The sequence below is a fragment of the Staphylococcus sp. AtHG25 genome (assembly GCF_003217445.1).
Taxonomy (GTDB): domain Bacteria; phylum Bacillota; class Bacilli; order Staphylococcales; family Staphylococcaceae; genus Staphylococcus; species Staphylococcus haemolyticus.
In genome coordinates, this window is the sequence record NZ_QJSN01000017.1 from 15,882 (window position 1) to 39,309 (window position 23,428).

Here is a 23,428-nt window from a genome sequence, read left to right on the forward strand (position 1 = left end):
CTGATATGCTTTTAGTTTTCATCTTCAATAACCATACTTCCTTCAAGACATCTCACAAGGAATTTCAAGTTATCTAACCATTGCTTAGACTTGGTAAGTGTTACATGCATGCGATTTTCTTTAACACCTAGTTTCATTGCACGTCCTAAAGGTTGTGTTTGTTTAAACAGTTCTTCACCGTTCATTTGTTCTGTTGCTTTCGTTGATAATGACACTTCAATTTGCTTACCTTTATCTTTAATTAAAGTTACCCCTGCATGTAGCGCATGTATTTTAATTTCAACCATTTCAAGTAAACGTTCAACTTCAACTGGATAATCATTGAATCGATCTATCAATTCGTCTTTAATATCAAATAATTGTTCTTCTGTTTCAACTTTACGTAGTTTTTTATAAATTTCAATTTTTGCTTGCTCATTTTGAATGTATTCTGCAGGTAAATAGGCATCTAAGTTGAGTTCCATTTCTACTTCTGGTGCATCTGGTTCTTCTTCTTTAATTCCACGTTTTTCATTAACCGCTTCTTCTAACATTTGTGAATACAAGTCAAAGCCAACCGAATCAATAAAGCCGTGTTGTTGTTTACCTAGTAAGTTTCCGGCACCACGAATATTTAAATCACGCATAGCAATTTTGAATCCTGAACCCAATTCAGTAAATTCTTTAATAGCTTGTAATCTTTCTTCTGCAGTTTCAGTTAGCACTTTATTCGCAGAATGTAAGAAGTATGCATAGCCAATTCGACTTGAGCGTCCTACACGACCGCGCAATTGATACAATTGGCTTAATCCAAAGCGATCTGCTTCTTCAATGATTAGAGTATTCGCGTTAGGTACATCTACACCTGTCTCAATAATCGTTGTAGTCACTAAAATATCAAATTCGCCATTAATAAAGCTTAGCATTGTTTCTTCAAGATCACGTTCTGTCATCTGACCATGTGCAACGGCAATATTAGCATCCGGCATTAACATCTGTAATTGTTCACGCTTTTCATAAATGGATTGAACTCTGTTGTATAAATAGAATACCTGTCCATCACGTGATAATTCTCGTTCTAAAGCTTCTTTAATAAAATTACTATTTTGTTCTAACACATAAGTTTGTACAGGGAAGCGATTTTCTGGAGGTGTCTCAATGACTGATAAATCCCGTACTCCTAGCATACTCATGTGTAAAGTTCTAGGAATAGGCGTTGCAGTTAACGTCAGTACGTCTACATTCGTCTTCATTGTCTTAATACGTTCTTTATGACGTACACCAAAACGTTGTTCTTCATCGACTATTAATAATCCTAAATCTTTATAATGAATATCTTTGCCTAATAATTTATGTGTTCCAACAACAATATCAACGTATCCTGATTTAAGACCTTCTTTAGTTTCTTTGACTTCTTTAGTTGAACGGAATCGACTAATCAATTCAATTTGTACTGGAAAATCCTGCATTCGTTCAATTAACGTTTCATAATGTTGTTGCGCTAAAATCGTTGTAGGTACAAGAAATGCAACTTGTTTCCCTTCCATTACTGCTTTAAAAGCTGCTCTAACAGCAACTTCTGTTTTACCATAACCTACGTCACCACATAATAGACGATCCATTGGTCGCTCGCGTTCCATATCACCTTTAATTTCGTCTATCGATTTCGCTTGGTCAGGCGTTAATTCATATGGGAAGTCCATTTCAAATGCACTTTGCTCAGCGGTATCTTCACCATATTGATAACCTACCGACATTTCACGTTCTTTATATAATGCGATTAATTCATCAGCAATATCTTCGACACTTTGTTGAACTTTAGCTTTTGTTTTCTTCCATTCTGAGCCACCAAGTTTATTTAATTTAGGCGACTTATCTTCTGAAGCAACATATTTTTGAACTTGATCCATTTGATCGACTGGTACAAAGAGTTGGTCTGTGCCTTTATATTGCAATTTAATATAATCTCGGTGAACATCTCCAACTTCTAAAGTTTCAACACCAAGATAACGCCCTACCCCATGATGTACATGTACGACGTAGTCACCAACATTAAGGTCTTGATATGACTTGATTTTTTCAGCATTAGATAAAGTTTTAGTACGTTTACGCTGTTTCTTTTGTTTTGTTTTGAACAATTCTCTCTCAGTTATAACAACAAGTTGCATATAAGGTAATTCGAAACCTTCTGAAAGACTGCCCTCTGTAACGACGACTTGGCCAGATTTAATGTCATTGTGAACATTAGTAACAGTTGGTATATGCATCTCATTCAACATCGATTGAATTCGTTCAACTTTCGTTTCAGTTTCAACTAACACCACGATATGATAGTCGTTGTGTACATAGCGTTGGAATTCAGAACGCATAATATCGTATTGCCCATAAAACTGTTGTACTGGTTTACAAGAAAACTTAATAATATGTTGTAACTGAACAGGCATAGTGGACGTAAACAAAGTGAAGTACGTCACTGGATAATCCTTCAATAACGACTCAAAACCATCATATTGCATAAATGATTGACCGATAAATCCGTTTCCACTTTCTATTAAGTTCTGAATGAAATCGTCCACTTCAGTTGTTAGCGTCTTTTCAGTTTCTTTAATGCGATTATATTCGTCAGCTACAATGATGGCGTCTTTTGCAAAATAGTCAATAAGCGTTGAAGGTTGCTCGTACATAAATGCCACCAAACGACGTAATAATTGATGATCAAAAAACGTTGTTTCAAATAACTTGAAACTTTCATATGTCTCTTTCAAATCATTACGAACAGACTTGTCAATTTTTGGTCGTGTTGCTTCATATGCGGTCTTCAATTCTGATTGTAAATGTTGAATGACATCATCTGTAATAACGTAATCACTTGCTGTTGTGATTGAAACTTCTTCAATATTGTCATTTGAACGTTGCGTCTCAACATCGAAGTCACGAATTGAATCAACTTCTGTATCAAACAATTCTATTCGAACAGGTTGACCTATGAGTGGGTAAATATCGATAATGCCTCCACGCAATGAGAACTCGCCTATATGTGATACAACACTCTCGCGACGATATCCCATATTCACTAATTTATTTAAGAATTCATCGACATCTATATCCTCGCCTACTCTAAGCGTAATTTGATGATCTTTCCATAGTTCAAATGGCGTGAGCCACTTTTTCAATCCGTTCAAAGGAACGATAAATAACCCTTTCTTATTATGAGCTAATGCAGTCAGTGTTCTTACACGTTCACTCATAAGTTGAGGGCTTTGCGTTGAAAATTCTTCAGTCATAATATCTTGTACAGGATATTTATAAACTTCAGAATGATCGATATATTGTAAAATATCAGTTTCTAATTTATCTGCTTGATATAAGTTGTTAGTGATTAACAACATTTGTTTTTGATCTTTTAGATACTTTTCAGCGATAATCGTAGCTTTCGCAGAGGGAGAGAGACCAGTAACAAGAATGTTTTGATGACCGAATACATCATCGAGTTCCTGGAAACGTTTATCATTTTGAATATAGTCTGAAATGATAGGTCTCAATTGACTTCTCCATTATATTGATTCATTACATGGTCGAAGCGTGAACTTTCAATAAAAGCTTCCACAGCGTGTGCTGAATGTTCAATCACTTTATCCATAGTAATCATCTCTTCTTTTGAAAATTTCTGTAATACATAATCAGGTACTGACATACCATTCGTTGGTCTCCCTACGCCAATACGAATTCGTTTAAATTGATCTGTACCTAAATGTTTAATGATAGACTTCATACCATTATGTCCTCCAGCGCTACCTTTTTGACGCAAGCGGATTTGACCTTGAGATAAATCTAAATCATCATACAAGACGATTAAATCTTCCACTTCAACATTATAGTAATCCATTAATGGCCCTACTGCTTCACCAGAAAGATTCATCATAGTCATTGGTTCAATAAATAGAACCTTGTCACCATTTAAACGTTCAATAGTATAAGCACCTTTAAATTTTTGTTTATCTAATGAGAAATTATGTTTCTTCAAAATGTAATCAATGACTTCAAAACCGATATTGTGTCTTGTTAACTCAAATCGCTTGCCTATATTCCCAAGACCCACAATACATTTCATACGATGTTACCTCCATTGTGATTCATTTATAACGACTAACTGAATAGAATTGTGCATATATCAATTATTCATTATTTTATAACATTCCCTATAATAACACAAAAAGGGAGTAGAACAGAATTCATTAAGAATTCATGTTCCACTCCCATAAAGATAACAATCAACGAATTATTCTTCGTCTTTATTTTCTTCTTCGCTATCTTCTTCTTTTTCTTCACCAACTACTTCAGGTTCTTCAGTTACTGCTTCACCTTCCATAGCTTCAACTTCTTCTTCAGTAGGTTCATCAGTTGGAGGAACTACTGTTACAACAGATTCTTCTGGGTCGTTTTCAATTGTGAAATCGCCAGAAACTTTAATATCTGAAACTGAGTAGCTGTCATTAACTTCTAATTCAGTAATGTCAACTTCAATTGATTCAGGGATATTTTCTGGAGTTGCTGTAACTTGTAAGTCGAATAATGGTTGTTCAACTACGCCACCTTCTTTAGCACCAGCAGCTTCACCTACTAAGTGAACTGGTACATCAACAGTACGTTCTTCAGTCATGTTGATTGCTAAGAAGTCGATGTGTGTAATTTGGTTTTTAAGTGGGTCGAATTGATAATCTGACACCATAACTTTGATTGATTTAGAACCAACGCCTAAATCGATAACACCGTTACGTCCTACTTCACGGATAACTTTGATGAATTCAACTTCATCAACTTTAACTGAAGTATTTTTAGTACCATAACCATAAACTACTGCAGGTACTTTACCTGTATTACGTAATTTTTTAAGGTCAGAACGTGTTTGTTTACCTTGACGGATGATTGACTTTAATGAAGCCATTCGTATTTCCACCTTTCATTTTCAAGTCTAGATACTTATTATCGTGAGAATATAAAGTTCTGGACTTCCCTTCACTTACCCATCAACTTTATAAGTTGCTTGTAAGTGTTTATTAGTTCGTAAAACCACGAACGAATGTATTATACACGGTTGAAATGTATAAGTCAAACGCAATTGTAAACTTTAGTCAAATAATACACTTACTGATTCACGTTCATATACTCGAATAATTGCTTGAGCAAGTAATCCAGCTACTGATAATTCTTTAGTGTTTGATGGTTTACGTGTGTCATCTAATAAGATTGAATTTGTAACGATTAATTCTTTAATTGCTGAATTCTCGATACGCTCCTTAGCAGGACCTGATAAAACTGGGTGTGTACAACAAGCATACACATCTTTAGCACCTTTATCTTTTAAAGCTTGCGCAGCTAAAGTGATTGTTCCTGCTGTATCAATAATGTCATCAATAATAATCGCAGTGCGTCCTTCAATTTCACCAACAATATTCATTACTTCTGCTACGTTTGGTTTAGGACGTCGTTTATCAATAATTGCAATCGGAGTTTTTAAAATGTCAGCAAGTTTACGTGCGCGTGTAACGCCACCGTGGTCCGGTGATACTACGACACATTCTTCTGGGTCAATGTTAGGGTCATTCTCAAAATGTTGACCAATGATTGGTACACCCATTAAATGGTCAATTGGAATATCAAAGAATCCTTGAATTTGTGGTGCATGTAAATCTAATGCAATCATGCGATTAGCACCAGCTGTTTCAATTAAGTTAGCTACTAACTTAGCTGTAATAGGTTCACGGCTACGTGCTTTTCTATCTTGACGTGCATAGCCATAATATGGAACCACAATATTGATATTAGCTGCTGATGCACGCTTACAAGCATCAATCATAATCAATAACTCCATCAAGTGTAAATTAACCGGATTTGAAGTTGGTTGGATAATGAAAACATCACATCCACGAATACTTTCTTCAATATTGATTTGAATTTCTCCATCGCTAAAGCGTTTAACAGAACATTTCCCTAATTCAATCCCTACTCGATCAGCTACCTCTTGTGCTAATGGCTCATTTCCTTTTAAAGAGAAAATCTTTAAAGATGAATTCTTGTATTCATTATTTAACATTTATAGTCCTCCAATTTTTAACTTAGACACTTTCATTATATAAAAAATTAATCGCTTTTACTATGTTCAACAAAAAATTGTGGAAAAGAGATACCAAATTTTATCAAAAAATTATTTTTTGAGATATCCTTCTTTTGTGATTTGACGGGCACGCGCAAGGGCTAAACTTTCATTAGGGACGTTGTCGGTAATTGTTGAACCTGCAGCGATTAACACACCGTCACCAACAGTTACAGGTGCCACTAAGTTAGTATTACATCCAATAAATGCATCTTTACCTACAACCGTTTTAAATTTATTAACACCATCATAATTTACTGTGATTGAACCACAACCAATGTTTGTACGTTCACCGATTTCAGCATCTCCAATATAACTTAAGTGAGATACTTTAGCCCCATCTTTAAGATCTGCTTTTTTCACTTCGACAAAGTTACCCACTTTTACATCTGAACCTAAGTTTGAACCAGGTCTTAGTTGCGCGAATGGTCCAACTTTTGTTTTATCACCAACGATTGAATCATTAATAACTGATTGTTTAATGTCAACTTGTGAGCCAATATGACTATTGTTGATTTCAGAGTATTGACCGATGACAGCTTCTTCTCCTATTTCTGTTTCACCATTAATACGTACACCAGGTTCAATAATTGTATCCATACCTATTTTGACATCTGGTCCAATAAATGTAGTTGTAGGGTCGATAATAGTTACACCATTTCTCATATGCTCAATGTTAATATGTTGTTGCAACGCCTTTTCCGCATTACTTAACATGACACGATCATTTACACCCATAATCTCATTAAAATCGTCTGTGTGATAAACTTCAGCAACACCATTATCAGCTAAGATTAAGCTGATCACATCTGGCAAGTAGTATTCACCTTGAGCATTATCATTTTTAACTTCTTCTAATTTAGAGAAAAGAACTCGATTATCAAACGCAAAAATTCCAGAACTAATTTCCGTTAATGCTTTTTGTGTTTCTGACGCGTCTTTTTCTTCAACAATACGTTGTAGTCTACGTTGTTCATCGCGAACAATTCGCCCATAACCAAACGGAATCTGAGCAGTTGCTGATAATACTGTCGCTTGCGCATGAGTACTTTCATGATGCTCAATTAACTTTTGTAACGTATGAGCTGTAATGAGTGGTGTGTCTCCACAAACAACTAAAGTTGTACCTTCCACTTCTTTCAAATGTTCGTTAGCCATCTTTACAGCATGTGCTGTTCCTAATTGTTCTTCTTGATGGCTATATAACGATTGGTTCCCCAATGTTTCTTTAACGTCTTCAGCACCATGACCTACAATTGTCACGATTTGGTTAACACCAGCATTCTTAACATTTGTTAACACATGTTCTACCATTGATTTTCCAGCAACTTTATGTAGCACTTTATATTTATTTGATTTCATTCTAGTACCTTTTCCAGCTGCTAATATTACCGCATTTCTTTGCATGAGTGGTAACCCTCCAATAAATTTTACACTTCTAATTTATTATAATTTAACTCAAGTTCGAGTTTCAAGATTTAGAAGGTTTTATAATTTAGTCTATTTAAATTTTTCAAAATATGTATTCACTAGTAGAACGCTTTATACCGCACTTGATATTTAAAAAGCAGGTTCAACAAATTTAAATGCTGAACCTGCTATAATGTATGATTTATTTAAGCTTCGTCTGAATCTTCTGATGAAGCATTTTTATCTGGAATAACTTCATCTGTTTCGTCATATACTTTCATAACGGCATCTTGAATTTCTTGTCTCATATCAGAGTTGATTGGATGCGCGATATCACGGAATTCACCATCTGGTGTACGTTTACTTGGCATAGCAACGAAAAGACCTGAGTTCCCTTCAATTACACGTAAATCGTGAATTACAAAAGCTTCGTCTAATGTAATTGAAACAAGTGCTTTCATTCTGCCATCTGTTTCTATTTTTCTAAGTCTAACATCTGTCACTTTCATGTAGTGAGCCCCCCTAGTATATATATCTTTGTTTGTTAGAAGCTTGACAATTCTTTAATCAAGGAAATTATATTCCTTTTACTTTACCTACAACTTCAATTTCAACTTTAACGTCTTTAGGTAATCTTGCAACTTCAACACAACTACGCGCTGGTTGATGTTCACTGAAATAACTACCATAGACTTCATTTATTTGTTGAAATTCATTCATGTCGGAGATAAAAATGGTTGCTTTCACAACTGAGTTTAAATCCGAACCAGCTTCTTCAAGTACGACAGACAAATTGTCTAGCACTTGTTTTGTTTGCTCTTTCACATCATCACTGACAATATTCCCTTCAGTATCTAATGGGATTTGTCCAGATGTGAATACTAAATTATTCACAACCATAGCGTGTGAGTATGGTCCTAAAGCTTCTGGTGCTTTTTTAGTGTTAATTGTTTTCATGATGTAATAAACTCCTTTTAAGAAAATTTAGACAAACTATTGCCAGGTTCTACTTTAAATTCCTGATTGTATTCATCAACATCAGATAATTTAACTAAAGAAGTATAATCCTCAATCAATCTTTGTTTAACTTCTTTTGATTCTACAAGTACAGATACCCCTTTAACTTGTGCCTTAAACTCATTCATAAGATTCATGACACCGTTGATTGAACCTCCTGCTCTCATAAAATCATCCACGACAAGCACATTAGAATTTTCAGCTAATGTACGTTTAGAAAGCACCATCGTTTCGATCTTACGTGAAGAGCCAGACACGTAGTTAATCGATACAGTAGATCCCTCAGTAACTTTATTGTCTTTTCTTATTACTACTACAGGTAAATTTAATACGTTAGCTACCGCATTGGCAAGCGATATCCCTTTTGTAGCGATTGTTACAACCGCATCAAGATCTTCTTCCATATAAATGCTAGCAATTAATTTACCAACTTTATTAAGTAAAGAAGGGTTACCTACTAAATCTGATAAGAAAAGATATCCACCAGGTAATAATCGTTCTTTTTCTTGAAGTAGTTCAATAACTTCTTCAACAATTTCCGAAGCCTCTTCTTTACTCATCATTGGTTTGTAAGTTACACCACCACTAGCACCTGCAGTCGTAATAACTGTACCTAGCTTTTCTTTTTGGAAAGTATTCTTAATAATTTGAACATCTTCACTAATTGAAGACTTCGCTTGTTTAAATTTTTTCACAAAAAAAGTTAAAGGTATTAACTGATTTGGATGATTCATTAAATACTGTGTCATAAAGACGATACGTTCACTTCTTTTATACCTCATTTGTTGTTCACCCTTCTATCCTAATAATCTTACTAAATACACTTCATTACAGCAGCCATTAACAGCATTATATATCTTTTTCGCTTGGCTTTCTTTTTGAGCAAGCCCATATACGGTTGGACCACTACCACTCATTAATGCGCCATCTGCACCACATTGCAACATATTATTTTTTATTTTTTCAATTTCAGGATGCATTGACATTGATACTGGTTCTAGACGATTCGATAAGCTTTCACATAACTGTTTATAATCACCTTCAACAATCGCCTTCTCGCACATTTCTGTATCTACATGATGTGCATCATCCAAATCTAACGCTTTGAATACATCCGCGGATGATATACCTAAATTAGGTTTCGCTAAAACTACCCAAGCTGAAGGTGGCTTTTTTAAAAAGCGTATCTTTTCACCTCTACCTTTGCATACAGCAGTTCTGTTATAGATGCAAAACGGAATGTCTGTTCCAATTTGTATTCCCAAATCACTTAGTTCATGCAAAGATTTATCCAAATTAAACAGACGATTAATACCACGCAACGTAGCAGCTGCATCAGCTGATCCTCCTGCTAAACCGGCAGAAACGGGGATATCTTTATCTATAGTAATGGTGACACCTTCATTTAAATCATAGGTTTCCATCATCAATTGCGCTGCACGATAAGCCAAATTTTTATGATCATTTGGAACATAGTTATGTTCAATATCAACAACGATTTTTTTATCTTTTCTTTTTTGGAAAGATAATCGATCGTTCAGATCAACTGTCGTCATAATCATTGCAATTTCATGATATCCATCATCTCTTTTGAAAAGTGTATCGAGCGTCAAATTTATCTTGGCTGGTGCCGTTTCATATATCATTTTTCCGCCCTCTCTTCATCTATAGTAATAAGATGATTTTAACACAAAGACTTAAAATATTTGATAGATACATGACAAATTTATGTAAAATCTTAATAAAACAATCAATTTAATTCACTAATATACGTTTTCTAATGAAATTATATTATTTTTAAGTAAAATGATTGGAAGTGAGATAGAAGCATTCACTGTCTCACGTTTGACGCATATCTTAATCTTCTACAAAAAAAGAGTGTTGAACTTAATAAGCCCAACACCCAATACATTTTAATTTATAGAGTTGTAGTACACTAAACCACTCTATATTTATGTCTAAATTAGTGTGCAACTACTTCTTGATGATTATCTTCTTCAAATGAAACTTGTACGTTCTCTGTAAGAACATCCGTATATGTATACGAAACTCTTTCAAAATTATGCTTATCTTGGTCTAATTCAACAACGAATACTGAAGGATACGTTTCTTTTAAAACACCGCAACGTTCGATTGTTTTTTTACGACCACCGTTGGCTTTTAGTACAATACGATTTCCTAAATGACAATCAATAGAATTTTTGATGTCCAAAATTGATTTTGGCATATTGCTCCACCTCGCTACAAGTTACATAATACCATATTTTGCAAGGTTATGTCAAATAAAATTTAAATTTTATCAATGTAGTAGCGCTTTGTCAACAATTTAATTTTCTAATTCTGGGAAATTTTTCTTTTCTTCATACAATCGTGCAAAATCTTGTATTGATAGCGTTTCCCCACGTCTTTTAGGATCAATACCTGTTTGTTCAAGCCATTTTAATATACTTTCTTTATGCTTTTTTCCATCTTTAAAGAAATTCTGATAATTGTTGTAAATTGTTTTACGTCTTTGCGCAAAAGCTGCTTTAGCTAATTTAAAGAAAGTTTCTTCGTCATCCACGCTGACGAGTGGCGTCTCTCTTTGCATTAATTTAACAACAATAGAATCTACATTAGGTGGTGGCATGAAAACTGTTTTAGGAACCGTTAACACTTTACTTGTTTCTGTATAGTATTGTGTAACAATAGATAATGAACCATAAGCCTTTGTTCCTACTTGGGCATTTAAACGTTCACCAACCTCTTTTTGCATCATAACAACATAACCATCAATCGGAATATCTTGTTGCATTAAATTCAATAAAATTGGTGTTGTAATATAATATGGTAAATTAGCTACGACCATGATTTTGTCACAATCATTCAAATACGTTTTAACCGCCTTACCAATGTCTGCTTTCAATATATCTTCGTTAATTATCGTAACGTTGTCATATGGCGCTAGCGTTTCTTTTAGTACAGGTATAAGTCGTTGATCAATTTCAAATGACATCACCTTTTTAGCTCTTTTAGCTAATTGCTCTGTTAAAGAACCCATACCGGGACCAACTTCAATAATACCTGTGTTGTCGTCAATTTCACTTGCATCTATAATTTTATGAATGATATTCACATCTACTAAGAAATTTTGTCCTAAACTTTTTTTAAAGTTAAATCCAAACTGATCTAACAATGCCTTAGTTCTTGAAGGTGTCGCAATATCTTTTCTCTCCACCTTTTATTCACTCTCCTTTTCCATAGATAACGCTTCGCGCACATCTGATTCAGTATAACCAAATGCATTGAGTTTCTTAAGCAGTTGCTTGCCATTTGAATGTCCGATGTGTAATTTACGACCTAGTATTTCTCTTTTACGACGTGCGTCTTTACCAATTATTAATCCTAAGTCTATGAGAACACTTTTGTCGATTGATTCTTCCGCTTCTTCAAAAGGAGAACTGACGTGCATTAATGCGTCTCTAATATCTTTTGGATGCGCATGTTCAACACCGATTTTACCACGCTTATTTTTAGCCTTTTCTCTATCTAAGTATGCATGTTTAACACCTGAAACGTGTTCTGTAATCGTGTGACGTATTTTATCACCGGGAAAGTCAGGATCAGTTAATACGATAACACCTCTTGTTTCTTGTGCATTTTGGATGACTGCTAAAGTCTCTTTATTGATAGCACTCCCATTTGTTTCAATCGTATCACATTCAACAGCCGACTTTACTCGTTCTGTGTCATCTCTACCTTCTACTACGATAAATTCATTGATTTTCATAATAAAAAATCCTTACCTTTCAAATTCATTTCACATATATTATAACTACTTATCACATAAAAAATGAGAAAGATGTCGTGTGTCATGTTTATAAAATCATACCATGACAGACACGGTTTAACATCTTTCTCAGACATATATTATTATTTTAATTTAAATAAACGTTCAGCATTTTCCGTAGTTTGATGACATACATCTTCATATGACATACCACGTAATTCTGCAATTTGTTCAGCAACTAAAGTCACACGTTCTGGTTCATTACGTTTACCTCTATATGGATGAGGTGAAAGATAAGGCGCATCTGTTTCAACTAACAATCTATCCATAGGTACATGTTTTGCGACTTCTTTAGGTTGCTTAGCATTCTTAAATGTAACTGGACCACCTAAAGAAATATGGAAGTTCAGCTTATTAATAACTACATCTGCAATTTCAGGAGAACCACTGAAACTATGCATAATTCCGCCTACTTCTTCAGCATGTTCTTCCATTAAGATATCTACACAATCTTGCGTAGCTTCGCGATTATGAATAATGATAGGCAAGCCCACTCTTTTAGCGAGAGTAATTTGCTTTCTAAATACGTCTTTTTGAACTTCAGCTGGAGATTTATCCCAATGATAATCTAAGCCCATTTCTCCAATACCAATAACTTTAGGATGCTTTGATAACTCTTCAATCCATTGTAAACGTTCATCTGTAAAATCAATCGCATCAACAGGATGCCAACCTATAATTCCATAAATAAAATCATATTGATCAATCAGTTCCATAGCACGTTCGATTGTCGGTGTATCAAAACCAACGACAAACATGCGATCAACGCCTGCTTCTCTCGCACGAGAAATGACTTCAGTTAAATCTTCCGCATATTGTTCATCATTTAAATGGACATGTGTATCGATTAACATTTTATCTCTCCTAATTTTACAATTTATTACTATTTAATAACTGCACCATTTGGAATTGCACTTGGTAAACTAACTAATGTTAAGACACCATCTTTTTCAGCTGATAAAATCATGCCTTCTGACTTTTGACCCATTAATTTAGCAGGTTTTAAGTTAGTGACCACTGCAACTTTTTTACCGATAATATCTTCTGAACGATAAAACTTAGCGATTCCAGAAACAATTTGACGTTGCTCTGAACCTAAGTCAATTTGAATTTTTAACAATTTATCAGACTTTGGAACGTTTTCAGCATCAGTAATTGTTGCTGCTTTAATTTCAACTTTATCAAAATCTTTAATATCAATTTGCGCTTTACTTGGCTCTTCCACTTCATCTTTAGATTCTTCAGACTTTGGAGGTTGCATTGATTCTTTAATATATGCAATTTCCGCTTCAGTGTCTAAACGTGGGAAGATTGGTGTTGGCTTCTCAGTTACCATAATTGGTTGTTTTAATGCACCATATTGTTCAAGACTTTCTAATTCAAATAATTCAGGTTCATTAATATTCAGTTGTTTGAAAATTTCTTTAGGTGCATGTGTTAAGAATGGACGTAGTAACACTGCAGCATATCGAATATTTTCAACTAAATGTGCCATGACATTACCAAGCATATCTTTTTGACTATCATCCTTAGCTAATACCCATGGTGTAGTCTCATCGATATATTTATTTGTACGACTAATAAACTTCCATACAGTAGATAAAGCTACAGAGAATTGGAAACTTTCCATACTTTCATTGAAATGTTTCACAGTTTCATGTGCTAATGCTTCCATATCTTCGTCTAGTTCATGTTTAGGACCTTCATATGCAGGCAGTTCACCTTGGAAATACTTATTAATCATAGAGATTGTACGATTTACTAAGTTACCTAAGTCATTTGCTAAATCATAGTTAGTGCGCTCTACAAAAGCTTCAGGAGTGAATACTCCATCAGAGCCAAATGGTAGTTCGCGCATTAAATAATAGCGTGTTGCATCAAGACCATAGCGGTCAATTAATACGTTAGGATCTACCACATTACCTTTAGATTTACTCATTTTACCGTCTTTCATCAGAATCCAACCATGTGCAAATACTTTTTTAGGAAGCGGTAAGTCTAACGCCATTAATAAAATTGGCCAAATAATTGAGTGGAAACGTACAATTTCTTTAGCCATTAAATGCACATCTGCTGGCCAATATTTCTTGAATAATTCATCATCATCTGATAAGTATCCTAATGCAGAAATATAGTTTACTAATGCATCAATCCATACATATACAACGTGTTTAGGATTGGATGGCACTCTGACGCCCCAGTCAAATGATGTACGTGAAACAGCTAAATCTTCTAAACCAGGTTTAATAAAGTTGTTAATCATTTCATTTTTTCTTGAAGGCGGTTGAATGAAATCTGGATTAGCATCATAAAATTCTAATAATCTATCTGTGTATTTATTAATATTAAAGAAATAGCTTTCCTCTTTAACTAACTCAACTTCATGACCTGAATCTGGACTTTTTCCGCCAACAATTTTGCCATTTTCATATATTGGATCTACTAATTGCGATTCAGTGTAATATGTTTCATCTGGTACCGAATACCACCCTTCATACTCACCAAGGTAAATATCACCTTGTTTTAAAAGACGCTCAAAAACTTTTTCTACTACTTGTTTATGACGATCTTCTGTAGTACGAATAAAGTCATCATTAGAGATTTCTAACTTACTCCAAAGACTTTTAATACCACTGATCATTTCATCTAAATATTCTAATTCAGTTTTACCTACTTTTTGAGCTTTTTCTTGAATTTTTTGGCCATGTTCATCTGTACCAGTTAAGTAACGAACATCATAGCCTTGCATACGTTTATAACGTGAAATTACATCACCAGCTACTGTTGAATATGCATGGCCGATATGTAAATTACCACTCGGATAATAAATTGGGGTTGTAATATAAAATGTTTCTTTCGCCATCAATAGTCCTCCTCATCGTTTACAAAATAATAATATATACGTGTTATTTTGTTCATTATGGATTTTGATACTTAAACGCATCACGATATCCTTTTATATTAAGTTATTTCTTATTATAACTCATATCAATTTTCTAATGTCGTATCCTATTAACATTACCATAAATTCATTAATTTATGGGGTATTTCATAAGATTTTCATTGCCCATTTTCCCAGAAAAATATTTAATTAATCAACGTTTCATTGCCACATCATTGATTGACATCATGATATATATCATAAACTTCTCCAGTCTTCATATGACGGTCTTCTGCGACTAACTTAATCGCCTTTTTAGGTTTAATATTTTGTTCTGATATATAGTGTTCGACATGCTCTGAAATGGTAAGTGATTGAAACCATTGTTCAGTTTCAAGAGGCTTAGCGCCCTCAATCAAGATTACAAATTCACCTTTTTGCATAATTTCATCGTTTTGAAATGCATTTATTAAGTGCCCAACTTCTTGCATCACAATTTGTTCAAACTTTTTAGTTAATTCACGACCCACTGCAACACGTCTAGTATCATCAACTTTGGAAATGGCTTTTAACGTTTCAACAACACGGAATGGTGACTCATAAATAATTAATGTGCTATCTTGAAACATTCGTTCCTGCAATACTGCTACTTTATCTTTTTCTTTTCTAGGTAAAAAGCCTAAAAATGTATACGTATAGGATGGTAGGCCACTTGCCATTAGTCCAGTTAAACCTGCATTAGGACCAGGCACGGTTTCTACATGAATGTCATAACTGTGGGCTGCAACGACCAACTCATAACCCGGATCGCTTATTAAAGGTAAACCTGCATCTGACACTAAAGCGATATTGTAACCTTCATTTAACAAGTCAATTAAATACTCAGTTTGCTGTGACTTATTATGTTCATGATATGATTTGAGCGGTGTTTGAATATCATAATGATTGCAAAGCTTTTTGGTCACTCGTGTATCTTCACAAGCTATAAAATCAGCATTTTTTAAAGTTTCAATTGCACGAAATGTAATATCACCTAGATTTCCTATAGGCGTTCCCACTAAATATAATGTCGCCATATTTAACGCTCCTCAATCATTTTTAATTTTTGTTGTCTGCTATATGTTTTAATTTCATACTCTCTTCGCATTGCTTCTGATTTTGAACTAAACATTTCTTGATAAACTAACACTACCGGACGTCTTGTTTTAGTATATTTAGCCCCTTTTCCTGCATTATGAGTCGCAATACGTGCCTCTACATTGGTAGTATAACCCGTATATAATGAATTATCTTTGCATTTAACTATATAAACATAATGTTTAGCCATAATACACCTCTTTCATTTCATCAGTATAGTCACCCTGATTGTTATAGATGTAAAATGGTGGTGCAATGGTTAATCCCTGGTTACCGTTTTTGCGTCCCTCTACTACAATCGTAACAGCCGATTTATCAATTTTACTATAAATAAAAACCACTCGTTTCGGTTCAATACTGGCTTTGCGCATCTCAGTTAAGACATCCATTAACCTTTCAGCTCGATGAACCATCATAAGTCGACCACCTTGCTTTAATAAATGACGCGCTGCCAACATACAATCCTCTAATGTACACATAATCTCATGTCTCGCAATCTTATGCGCCTCTTTTTGATGTTGATGACGTTGATTGCTTTTAAAATAAGGAGGATTACACGTGACTAACGTATATTGAGATGGTTTAAAGTTTTGGTACACATCTTTTAAATCCATGTGATGCATTAATAATCGATTCGTTAAATCGTTATATTCGAAGCTACGACGAGCCATATCAGCCAATTGTTCTTGTATCTCGATACTCTCAATTGTTTGCGATCCTTTAGCTGATAACAAGAGTGCAATCACACCATTTCCCGCGCAAAGGTCTAATATTTTGTCATTCTTCCTCACTTCGGTAAAATGCCCTAACAATAAAGCATCTGTTGAAAATGAAAAAACATCGTCATTTTGTATAATTTTCAAATTTTCTTTAAATAAGTCATCAATACGCTCATTAGCTTTTAACATAATTTTTTCTCCTAAAAAAGAGATGTCTTTACAACACATCGTTATATTTCAAAGTGTTGAAATCCATCCCTAATCATTAGCGTACGCTTTAATCAATTTCACTTTACATTTGCGACGTACTGTCAATCCACTGGCAATATCAACTGACCAATGGTCTAACTATTTAATACATTCATACATAGTAAACAATCCTCACCATATCGGTGTTTACCAAATAATTCTCCATTACAAATATGGAATCCTTCGCTATATAATACTGCTAAGTTATCCTTACTTGGCAATGGTTTCTTAACATGTTTAATTGAACTTTTATTATCTCTTTCCTTACTCATTGGCTTGTTGTCTTTTTCAATACGATTAGTAACTCTGACATCTTCAACCTCTTGTTCACTCTTAGCCATCAATGATTTTAAATTATCATTTTCAACTTGTAAGGCAACATTTTCTTCAATAAGTTGGATAGATAATGCTTTCAGTTCACTCATTTCCTGATTTAATTGATTAACATTACTTTCAAGTTTTACAATTTTTTCAAATAAGTCATTGCGATTCAAAAGTAACGTGCCTCCTTAATTAAAAGCTTCTAATTCTTCCATTTTATATTCTAACGGCTGTTCTAAACCATCGATTTTAACTTGCATTGAAATATCTAGAATATTCAACCCAATGACTTGTCCTTTGCCTTCAGGTGTCACAATTTTATCCCCTAAATCAGGCAACTGTGCTCTTGCCTCTTCATAAAAATCATTTTCATATTTTAAACAACACATCAATCGACCACAAGCACCAGAAATTTTAGTAGGATTTAATGACAGATTTTGATCTTTAGCCATTTTAATTGAAACCGGTTCAAAATCCCCTAAAAATGTGGCACAACATAGTGAACGACCACATGGACCAATACCACCTAGTAATTTGGCTTCATCTCGAACACCGATTTGTCTTAATTCGATACGTGTCTTTAAATTTTGTGCTAAATGTTTTACGAGTTTACGAAAATCAATACGATCATCTGCTGTAAAATTAAAAATTACTTTTGATTTATCTAATGTATATTCACAATTAACTAATCGCATATCCAGTTGCTGTTCTTTAACTAAGTCTTTACATAATTGTAATGCATTAGTGGCATCTTCATCATTTTGATAATACGTTTCGATATCTTGCTCTGTAGCAACGCGTATAATTTCTTTTAAAGGTAATGTAACATCACCATCTTCAACATCTTTAGGTGGAAACTTTACACTTCCAATTTCAATGCCTCGTTTAGATTCGACAACAACCCAATCATCTACATTTACGTCTAAATCATTAGGCGCATAATATTCCAATTTCCCTGCTTTCTGAAATTGTACACCTACGATATTTGGCATTCTAACTCACACCTTTGATTACTATTTGTTCAAATACAAGCGTCGGATTAACATTTTGCATTAATTTTTTGTGCGCTTCTGTAATTTGGTTGTACATTGTTATAACTTGGTTTAGCGATAACTGATTCGCATATTTTTCTATATTACCTTTTAAATCTGTGTATGTAAAATCTCGTTCAATTCCTATTTTGGCATGCATAATATCCTCAAAAAACGCGTTAACGGCTGCTAGCGTTAGTAATTGTAACTTACGATTTTTCGCATTTTTTAATAAATCTATTATTCCAATTAATGCCATAGGTCTATTCGTTAATAATAAGTCACACCAATGTAAAATCACTTTCCTAAGTGTAACTAAATCATGTTCTTCATTTAAATCTATTGCAGTTTCTAGTTGCGTAGTATAGGTGCTTAGCATTTCAGCTACAGCTCTATTAATATCTTCATCAACTAATCTATCTATAAAGTCTTGTTTATCACTTGGTTTAAAATAAACATGCTGACAACGTGAATGAATTGTATCTAAGATTTGTTCTGGCTTCGTTGATAACAAAATGGCTATCGTATTCTCAGGTGGTTCTTCTAAAAACTTTAATATACTATTTTCCCCTTGAACAGTAAGCTTTTCAAAATCTTCAATGATATAAACTTTATGTGTTCCTTCAATAGGAAGTTGATTCATACGATGTACCAATTGCTCAATTTGCTCTTTCTTAATTGAATTTTCTTCAGAAGATACATACATGAAGTCTGGTTGGTTGAAGGTTTCAACTTTCATTTCACATTGCTGATTCCCATTACATAGAATAAGTTTTGCAAATTCCATCGCTACATGCTTCATTGATTGTGCATCATCACCTTCAAAAAGGTAGGCATGCGATAGTTTATTTGAATGATACGCATTCGCTAATTTTTGTTGTTCATCCATGCTTGCTTACTCCTTATTCAACTTTATAATATAAAAGAGGTTAGGACCAAAGCATTTAGAATTTATGCAAACTTACCGATTAGCAAAATTATATTTCAAATTTTGTCGAATCGAGTTTCTCTACAACTTAACATGTTGCAAAAAAGTTTGCTAAATCTGCCTTCAAACACCGTCTATCAGTGTTCCAGAGCATAAGCCATAATGTCCCAACCTCGAATATTGTTTATTCATCTAAGGTGTCTTAATTTCATTATTCATTACTTTTAAATGTTAAAATCTATGGAATGATTCGACTGGCATTACAAATACTGTAGCGCCTCCTACTTCCACTTCAACAGGATATGGTATGTAAGAATCTGCACTACCTCCCATTGGTGTCATTGGTGAAACAAGTTGATCTCTATTACCGCAAGTATGATCAATGACTGATAAAATATCATCTACACGGTCATCATCTACACCACATAAGAAAGTAGTGTTACCTGCTCTTAAAAATCCACCAGTAGTTGCTAATTTTGTAGCTCTAAAGTTATTTTTTACGAGTTGGTCTGAAAGTTCTTGACTATCCTGATCTTGAACGATCGCTATAATCATTTTCATCTTAAAACACCTCTTCTTGTTATTATATCATAATTATTTTAAAAAATTTAAGATTATCTCATAAGTTTCATTGACTACATCATCAATATTACGTGTCGCATCTACCACTGCAAAACGCTGAGGTGTTTCTTGAATGATTTGTCGATATCCTTCAATCACCTTCTCGTGAAATGCAATATCTTCTTTATCAAGCCGATTTTGATCTCGTTGATTTTTAAGTATTCTATCTCTACCGACTTCTGCCGTAATATCTAAATAAATGGTTAAATTTGGATAAAGACCATTTATTGCAAAATCATTTAATTGCTTCACTTCTTCAATACCTATACCCCTTGCATAACCTTGATATGCAAGAGAGCTATCAATATATCTATCACATAAGACAATTTTATTATCATTTAACGCGGGCACAACTTTTTCTACTAGGTGTTCTCTTCTAGAAGCAGCAAACAACATTGCTTCTGTACGTATGTCCATATTTTCCCCTTCTAATACTACCTTACGTATTTCTTCACCAGTTGGTACTCCTCCAGGTTCTCTAGTAGCAATCAACTGATAATCCTGAGCTAACTTTTCAGACACACGTTGCAATACAGTTGTCTTACCTGAACCTTCAGGACCCTCGAATGTTATAAACGCCGACATTTTATTCATCCTTAACTAATATTTTTTCTTGTTTTATACCTTCAACTCTATCGCCTTTTTGAAGATATTCTCGCATTAATTTTATCATATTTTGGGTTATTCTTTCCCCTTTTAAATAAACAGGGATACCCGGTGGATATGGTATGATGTGCATTGCTAATATCTTACCTATCGATTGATCAATATCAACCCATGTTACGTTACCACTATCTTGTGGGAAGTATGTACCTTCATCTAACGGTATATGTATTGATGTTGATTGTTTAGTTGACAATGGACATGGTAGATTGATTTTAGTGATTTTGTTTAATAGTGTTTCAAATGGATACTTATCGTCCTCATGCCATAACGGCAATACAAATAAAACTTGCTTGTCGTCAGCTAATTCAATGTATATACCCATTTGTTCAAACCATGTTTGTATTTCAAATCCAGAATACCCTTGATACTGAATTAATAATTTTAAAGGATCACTTACACAAATAGTAGTTAATCCAATCATATTTAGCGTATCAATAAGTTGATTTCTTTTTTCAAAAAATAGCGTACTATCGTAATCAACATAAAATTGATGTGCTAGCTCAAGACTGGCCATCACTAAATATGAAGGACTAGAAGTCTGAAAGTATCCTAGATATCGCACTATTTCATCTTTCAATGGCGCATCTTTATGAATAAACAATATAGATCCCATCGTGAGTGCGGGCAATGTCTTGTGATAAGACTGCACAACATAATCCGCGCCACTTTCAAGTGCAGATTTTGGAAAGTTTTTTAAATTAAAATGTGCACCATGTGCCTCATCAACTAATACTGGTATCGCTTCACGATGTGCTCTATCTACAAATGCTTTGATATCAAAGCATTCACCATAATAGTTTGGATAGGTTACAATAGCTAACTTCTGATTATTAAATGTCATACTTTGTGTGTCCGGACCTAAATATTGACTACTATCATTACTCTTAGTCATTGCTATTATATCAGCAGGTTGCTGTACAATATCCAATCCATGAAAGACTGATTTGTGCACATTACGACTAATCAAATAATTCCCTTTTAATTTTGAAAATGACTGTATCACTGATAAAATTCCTGAGGTTGTTCCATTAATTAAGAAATACGCGTCATAATCCGGTTGCTTATGAATATGTTGCATACTTTTTAATATGATATCTTCTGGGTGATGCAAATCATCAAGTCCCGTAATTTCAGTCATATCCATCTTAAAGTCCAAATTTTTTACATTACCGATTGTTCCATTTTTGTGACCAGGTACATGTAAAGAAATAGCATTTTCATTTACCAATTGAGATAATTTATGAAAAATTGGAAGTTCCATATTATACACACTTTCTAATTATTTAGTGCACTTGCGATAAATCATCATTGCCATCGCGTTGTTCAATCCACTTTGCTTTCAATAGTCCCATGACATAACAATCTTTATACTTTCCTTGAGTATAAAAATGTTCTTTTAATTCACCTTCTATAATGAAACCTGCTTTTTTATATATGTGCACTGCTTTTTCATTATTCACATCCACATATAAATAAACTTTATTCAGGTTCAAGACTAAAAAGGCGTAATCAATTGCCATTTTAAATGCTTTTTTAGCATAGCCTTTATTTCCAAATTGTGAATCTATAATAATTTGAATTTCACAATTTCTATGTACAAAGTTAATTTCCACTAGTTCTACAACACCGATAGACGTGCGATCATCTTCAATAATGAATCTTCTCTCTGATTCATCTAAAATATGCTTTTGATATAACGTTTTTAACTCACTTAATGATTCATACGGTTCTTCAAACCAGTAAGACATAATCGTATATTCGTTATTTAAATGATGTACAAATTGTAAGTCTGTTTCTTCTAAAGCTCTAATTATCATTCTTAGCACTCCTTTAATTACAGTGTAGACAAGCGATTTAACTAAGTAAAGTAACTCAATACTTTAACTTTCTATTCGTTAAGGTATAATTCTTTCTCTAGCGGAACGTAAATCTGCTACCACCGGCGCTAAGAAACTTACTTTACTTCGAGACAAGCGCTCGCTTCCTTCCTCATTTTCTAAAATTGCTTGCTCTTTTAGCTCAACTAAACTCACTTCTCAATTTCTCAATTCATCAGCTTCAAACACTTTCTCCTCGTAAAGCTATTACACTTTTATTTGTTGTTATCTTATTAAACCTTTGGTTTTGTTTTTATGCATAAAAAAAGAGACCTTTCGGTCTCGATATCGGCTCATCGCATCCATACAATTTGCCTGGCAACGTCCTACTCTAGCGGAACGTAAATCCAACTACCATCGGCGCTAAGGAGCTTAACTTCTGTGTTCGGCATGGGAACAGGTGTGACCTCCTTGCCATTGTCACCAGACAAGAGAATGATTATACATTCAAAACTAGATAGTAAGTAAATGATTTTGCTTCGCAAAACATTGAAATAAATTGATTAAGTCTTCGATCGATTAGTATTCGTCAGCTCCACGTGTCACCACGCTTCCACCTCGAACCTATTAACCTCATCATCTTTGAGGGATCTTATAACCGAAGTTGGG

25 protein-coding genes and 2 rRNA genes are annotated in these 23,428 nt (G+C 34.0%); all 27 read right to left on the reverse strand.

Annotated elements, in window-relative coordinates; all coding sequences use genetic code 11:
• Positions 1-11 precede the first annotated feature (11 nt).
• Entirely contained in the window at positions 12-3,521 is a 3,510-nt protein-coding gene (gene mfd, locus BDW31_RS10670) for a transcription-repair coupling factor (protein WP_046464819.1), read from the reverse strand.
• Positions 3,518-4,090: an aminoacyl-tRNA hydrolase gene (pth, locus tag BDW31_RS10675; RefSeq protein ID WP_011276759.1), complete on the reverse strand. Its 573-nt coding sequence runs from the start codon at positions 4,088-4,090 to the stop codon at positions 3,518-3,520. Before pth ends, mfd begins: the two co-directional genes overlap by 4 nt.
• Before the next feature lie 168 nt (positions 4,091-4,258).
• On the reverse strand, positions 4,259-4,924 hold the full coding sequence (locus BDW31_RS10680; protein WP_016931264.1) for a 50S ribosomal protein L25/general stress protein Ctc: 666 nt from the start codon (positions 4,922-4,924) through the stop codon (positions 4,259-4,261).
• Positions 4,925-5,107: 183 nt separating this feature from the next.
• Positions 5,108-6,073 (reverse strand): ribose-phosphate diphosphokinase, encoded by a 966-nt coding sequence (locus BDW31_RS10685; RefSeq protein ID WP_011276761.1) that lies wholly within the window; start codon positions 6,071-6,073, stop codon positions 5,108-5,110.
• A 111-nt stretch (positions 6,074-6,184) separates the two neighbouring features.
• Positions 6,185-7,540, reverse strand: a complete 1,356-nt coding sequence (glmU, locus tag BDW31_RS10690; RefSeq protein WP_053025367.1) for a bifunctional UDP-N-acetylglucosamine diphosphorylase/glucosamine-1-phosphate N-acetyltransferase GlmU — start codon at positions 7,538-7,540, stop codon at positions 6,185-6,187.
• A 209-nt stretch (positions 7,541-7,749) separates the two neighbouring features.
• Positions 7,750-8,052: a septation regulator SpoVG gene (spoVG, locus tag BDW31_RS10695; protein WP_037552552.1), complete on the reverse strand. Its 303-nt coding sequence runs from the start codon at positions 8,050-8,052 to the stop codon at positions 7,750-7,752.
• 67 nt (positions 8,053-8,119) lie between these two features.
• Entirely contained in the window at positions 8,120-8,500 is a 381-nt protein-coding gene (locus BDW31_RS10700) for a RidA family protein (RefSeq protein ID WP_037552555.1), read from the reverse strand.
• A 17-nt stretch (positions 8,501-8,517) separates the two neighbouring features.
• Positions 8,518-9,342 carry a pur operon repressor gene (gene purR / locus BDW31_RS10705; RefSeq protein ID WP_011276765.1) on the reverse strand — a complete coding sequence of 275 codons (825 nt, stop codon included), beginning with the start codon at positions 9,340-9,342 and terminating at the stop codon, positions 8,518-8,520.
• Between the two features lie 15 nt (positions 9,343-9,357).
• The gene (gene ispE, locus BDW31_RS10710; protein ID WP_037552557.1) at positions 9,358-10,206 is read right to left on the reverse strand and encodes a 4-(cytidine 5'-diphospho)-2-C-methyl-D-erythritol kinase; all 849 of its coding nucleotides are present in this window, start codon (positions 10,204-10,206) and stop codon (positions 9,358-9,360) included.
• Between the two features lie 317 nt (positions 10,207-10,523).
• Positions 10,524-10,787 carry a biofilm formation stimulator Veg gene (gene veg / locus BDW31_RS10715; RefSeq protein WP_011276767.1) on the reverse strand — a complete coding sequence of 88 codons (264 nt, stop codon included), beginning with the start codon at positions 10,785-10,787 and terminating at the stop codon, positions 10,524-10,526.
• A gap of 99 nt (positions 10,788-10,886) precedes the next feature.
• Positions 10,887-11,777, reverse strand: coding sequence for a 16S rRNA (adenine(1518)-N(6)/adenine(1519)-N(6))-dimethyltransferase RsmA (gene rsmA / locus BDW31_RS10720; protein ID WP_037552638.1), 891 nt, complete (start codon positions 11,775-11,777; stop codon positions 10,887-10,889).
• A gap of 3 nt (positions 11,778-11,780) precedes the next feature.
• Positions 11,781-12,329, reverse strand: a complete 549-nt coding sequence (gene rnmV / locus BDW31_RS10725) for a ribonuclease M5 (RefSeq protein WP_011276769.1) — start codon at positions 12,327-12,329, stop codon at positions 11,781-11,783.
• Positions 12,330-12,472: 143 nt separating this feature from the next.
• Positions 12,473-13,243, reverse strand: a complete 771-nt coding sequence (locus BDW31_RS10730; RefSeq protein WP_037552637.1) for a TatD family hydrolase — start codon at positions 13,241-13,243, stop codon at positions 12,473-12,475.
• Between the two features lie 29 nt (positions 13,244-13,272).
• On the reverse strand, positions 13,273-15,252 hold the full coding sequence (metG, locus tag BDW31_RS10735; protein ID WP_110709642.1) for a methionine--tRNA ligase: 1,980 nt from the start codon (positions 15,250-15,252) through the stop codon (positions 13,273-13,275).
• A 251-nt stretch (positions 15,253-15,503) separates the two neighbouring features.
• Positions 15,504-16,346, reverse strand: coding sequence for a 16S rRNA (cytidine(1402)-2'-O)-methyltransferase (gene rsmI / locus BDW31_RS10740; protein WP_053025366.1), 843 nt, complete (start codon positions 16,344-16,346; stop codon positions 15,504-15,506).
• Between the two features lie 2 nt (positions 16,347-16,348).
• On the reverse strand, positions 16,349-16,597 hold the full coding sequence (locus BDW31_RS10745) for a GIY-YIG nuclease family protein (RefSeq protein ID WP_037536987.1): 249 nt from the start codon (positions 16,595-16,597) through the stop codon (positions 16,349-16,351).
• Positions 16,590-17,315 (reverse strand): tRNA1(Val) (adenine(37)-N6)-methyltransferase, encoded by a 726-nt coding sequence (locus tag BDW31_RS10750; protein WP_053017946.1) that lies wholly within the window; start codon positions 17,313-17,315, stop codon positions 16,590-16,592. Before BDW31_RS10750 ends, BDW31_RS10745 begins: the two co-directional genes overlap by 8 nt.
• 155 nt (positions 17,316-17,470) lie before the next feature.
• Positions 17,471-17,869, reverse strand: a complete 399-nt coding sequence (gene yabA / locus BDW31_RS10755; protein ID WP_037552630.1) for a DNA replication initiation control protein YabA — start codon at positions 17,867-17,869, stop codon at positions 17,471-17,473.
• A 15-nt stretch (positions 17,870-17,884) separates the two neighbouring features.
• A complete protein-coding gene (locus BDW31_RS10760; RefSeq protein WP_037552629.1) occupies positions 17,885-18,688 on the reverse strand; it encodes a PSP1 domain-containing protein in 804 nt (267 codons plus the stop codon).
• A 1-nt stretch (position 18,689) separates the two neighbouring features.
• Positions 18,690-19,616 (reverse strand): DNA polymerase III subunit delta' C-terminal domain-containing protein, encoded by a 927-nt coding sequence (locus BDW31_RS10765; RefSeq protein WP_053025365.1) that lies wholly within the window; start codon positions 19,614-19,616, stop codon positions 18,690-18,692.
• A gap of 270 nt (positions 19,617-19,886) precedes the next feature.
• Positions 19,887-20,216: a cyclic-di-AMP receptor gene (locus tag BDW31_RS10770; RefSeq protein WP_011276778.1), complete on the reverse strand. Its 330-nt coding sequence runs from the start codon at positions 20,214-20,216 to the stop codon at positions 19,887-19,889.
• Positions 20,217-20,249: 33 nt separating this feature from the next.
• The gene (gene tmk, locus BDW31_RS10775) at positions 20,250-20,861 is read right to left on the reverse strand and encodes a dTMP kinase (RefSeq protein WP_037552627.1); all 612 of its coding nucleotides are present in this window, start codon (positions 20,859-20,861) and stop codon (positions 20,250-20,252) included.
• 1 nt (position 20,862) lies between these two features.
• Positions 20,863-22,203 (reverse strand): aminotransferase class I/II-fold pyridoxal phosphate-dependent enzyme, encoded by a 1,341-nt coding sequence (locus tag BDW31_RS10780; protein WP_048668045.1) that lies wholly within the window; start codon positions 22,201-22,203, stop codon positions 20,863-20,865.
• 22 nt (positions 22,204-22,225) lie between these two features.
• Positions 22,226-22,759, reverse strand: coding sequence for a GNAT family N-acetyltransferase (locus tag BDW31_RS10785; RefSeq protein WP_110709643.1), 534 nt, complete (start codon positions 22,757-22,759; stop codon positions 22,226-22,228).
• A gap of 78 nt (positions 22,760-22,837) precedes the next feature.
• Positions 22,838-22,975: a hypothetical protein gene (locus BDW31_RS12535; protein WP_154230756.1), complete on the reverse strand. Its 138-nt coding sequence runs from the start codon at positions 22,973-22,975 to the stop codon at positions 22,838-22,840.
• Positions 22,976-23,132: 157 nt separating this feature from the next.
• A 5S ribosomal RNA gene (gene rrf / locus BDW31_RS10790) occupies positions 23,133-23,247 on the reverse strand.
• 71 nt (positions 23,248-23,318) lie between these two features.
• Positions 23,319-23,428 (reverse strand): 23S ribosomal RNA (locus BDW31_RS10795); the annotation flags it as partial.

Excerpts from the sequence above, each read along its gene's own strand:
- BDW31_RS10680 (WP_016931264.1), bottom strand. The coding sequence starts at position 4,924 with ATGGCTTCATTAAAGTCAATCATCCGTCAAGGTAAACAAACACGTTCT.
- BDW31_RS10770 (WP_011276778.1), bottom strand. The coding sequence starts at position 20,216 with ATGAAAATGATTATAGCGATCGTTCAAGATCAGGATAGTCAAGAACTT.
- purR (WP_011276765.1), bottom strand. The coding sequence starts at position 9,342 with ATGAGGTATAAAAGAAGTGAACGTATCGTCTTTATGACACAGTATTTA.
- BDW31_RS10700 (WP_037552555.1), bottom strand. The coding sequence starts at position 8,500 with ATGAAAACAATTAACACTAAAAAAGCACCAGAAGCTTTAGGACCATAC.
- glmU (WP_053025367.1), bottom strand. The coding sequence starts at position 7,540 with ATGCAAAGAAATGCGGTAATATTAGCAGCTGGAAAAGGTACTAGAATG.
- pth (WP_011276759.1), bottom strand. The coding sequence starts at position 4,090 with ATGAAATGTATTGTGGGTCTTGGGAATATAGGCAAGCGATTTGAGTTA.
- metG (WP_110709642.1), bottom strand. The coding sequence starts at position 15,252 with ATGGCGAAAGAAACATTTTATATTACAACCCCAATTTATTATCCGAGT.
- BDW31_RS10760 (WP_037552629.1), bottom strand. The coding sequence starts at position 18,688 with ATGCCAAATATCGTAGGTGTACAATTTCAGAAAGCAGGGAAATTGGAA.
- BDW31_RS10745 (WP_037536987.1), bottom strand. The coding sequence starts at position 16,597 with ATGGCTAAACATTATGTTTATATAGTTAAATGCAAAGATAATTCATTA.
- BDW31_RS10730 (WP_037552637.1), bottom strand. The coding sequence starts at position 13,243 with ATGTTAATCGATACACATGTCCATTTAAATGATGAACAATATGCGGAA.
- BDW31_RS10765 (WP_053025365.1), bottom strand. The coding sequence starts at position 19,616 with ATGGATGAACAACAAAAATTAGCGAATGCGTATCATTCAAATAAACTA.
- rnmV (WP_011276769.1), bottom strand. The coding sequence starts at position 12,329 with ATGAAAATCAATGAATTTATCGTAGTAGAAGGTAGAGATGACACAGAA.
- BDW31_RS10685 (WP_011276761.1), bottom strand. The coding sequence starts at position 6,073 with ATGTTAAATAATGAATACAAGAATTCATCTTTAAAGATTTTCTCTTTA.
- BDW31_RS10780 (WP_048668045.1), bottom strand. The coding sequence starts at position 22,203 with ATGGAACTTCCAATTTTTCATAAATTATCTCAATTGGTAAATGAAAAT.
- rsmI (WP_053025366.1), bottom strand. The coding sequence starts at position 16,346 with ATGGCGACATTATATTTAGTGGGAACGCCTATAGGAAATCTAGGTGAT.
- tmk (WP_037552627.1), bottom strand. The coding sequence starts at position 20,861 with ATGTCGGCGTTTATAACATTCGAGGGTCCTGAAGGTTCAGGTAAGACA.
- veg (WP_011276767.1), bottom strand. The coding sequence starts at position 10,787 with ATGCCAAAATCAATTTTGGACATCAAAAATTCTATTGATTGTCATTTA.
- BDW31_RS10750 (WP_053017946.1), bottom strand. The coding sequence starts at position 17,315 with ATGTTAAAAGCTAATGAGCGTATTGATGACTTATTTAAAGAAAATTTG.
- BDW31_RS10785 (WP_110709643.1), bottom strand. The coding sequence starts at position 22,759 with ATGATAATTAGAGCTTTAGAAGAAACAGACTTACAATTTGTACATCAT.
- spoVG (WP_037552552.1), bottom strand. The coding sequence starts at position 8,052 with ATGAAAGTGACAGATGTTAGACTTAGAAAAATAGAAACAGATGGCAGA.
- ispE (WP_037552557.1), bottom strand. The coding sequence starts at position 10,206 with ATGATATATGAAACGGCACCAGCCAAGATAAATTTGACGCTCGATACA.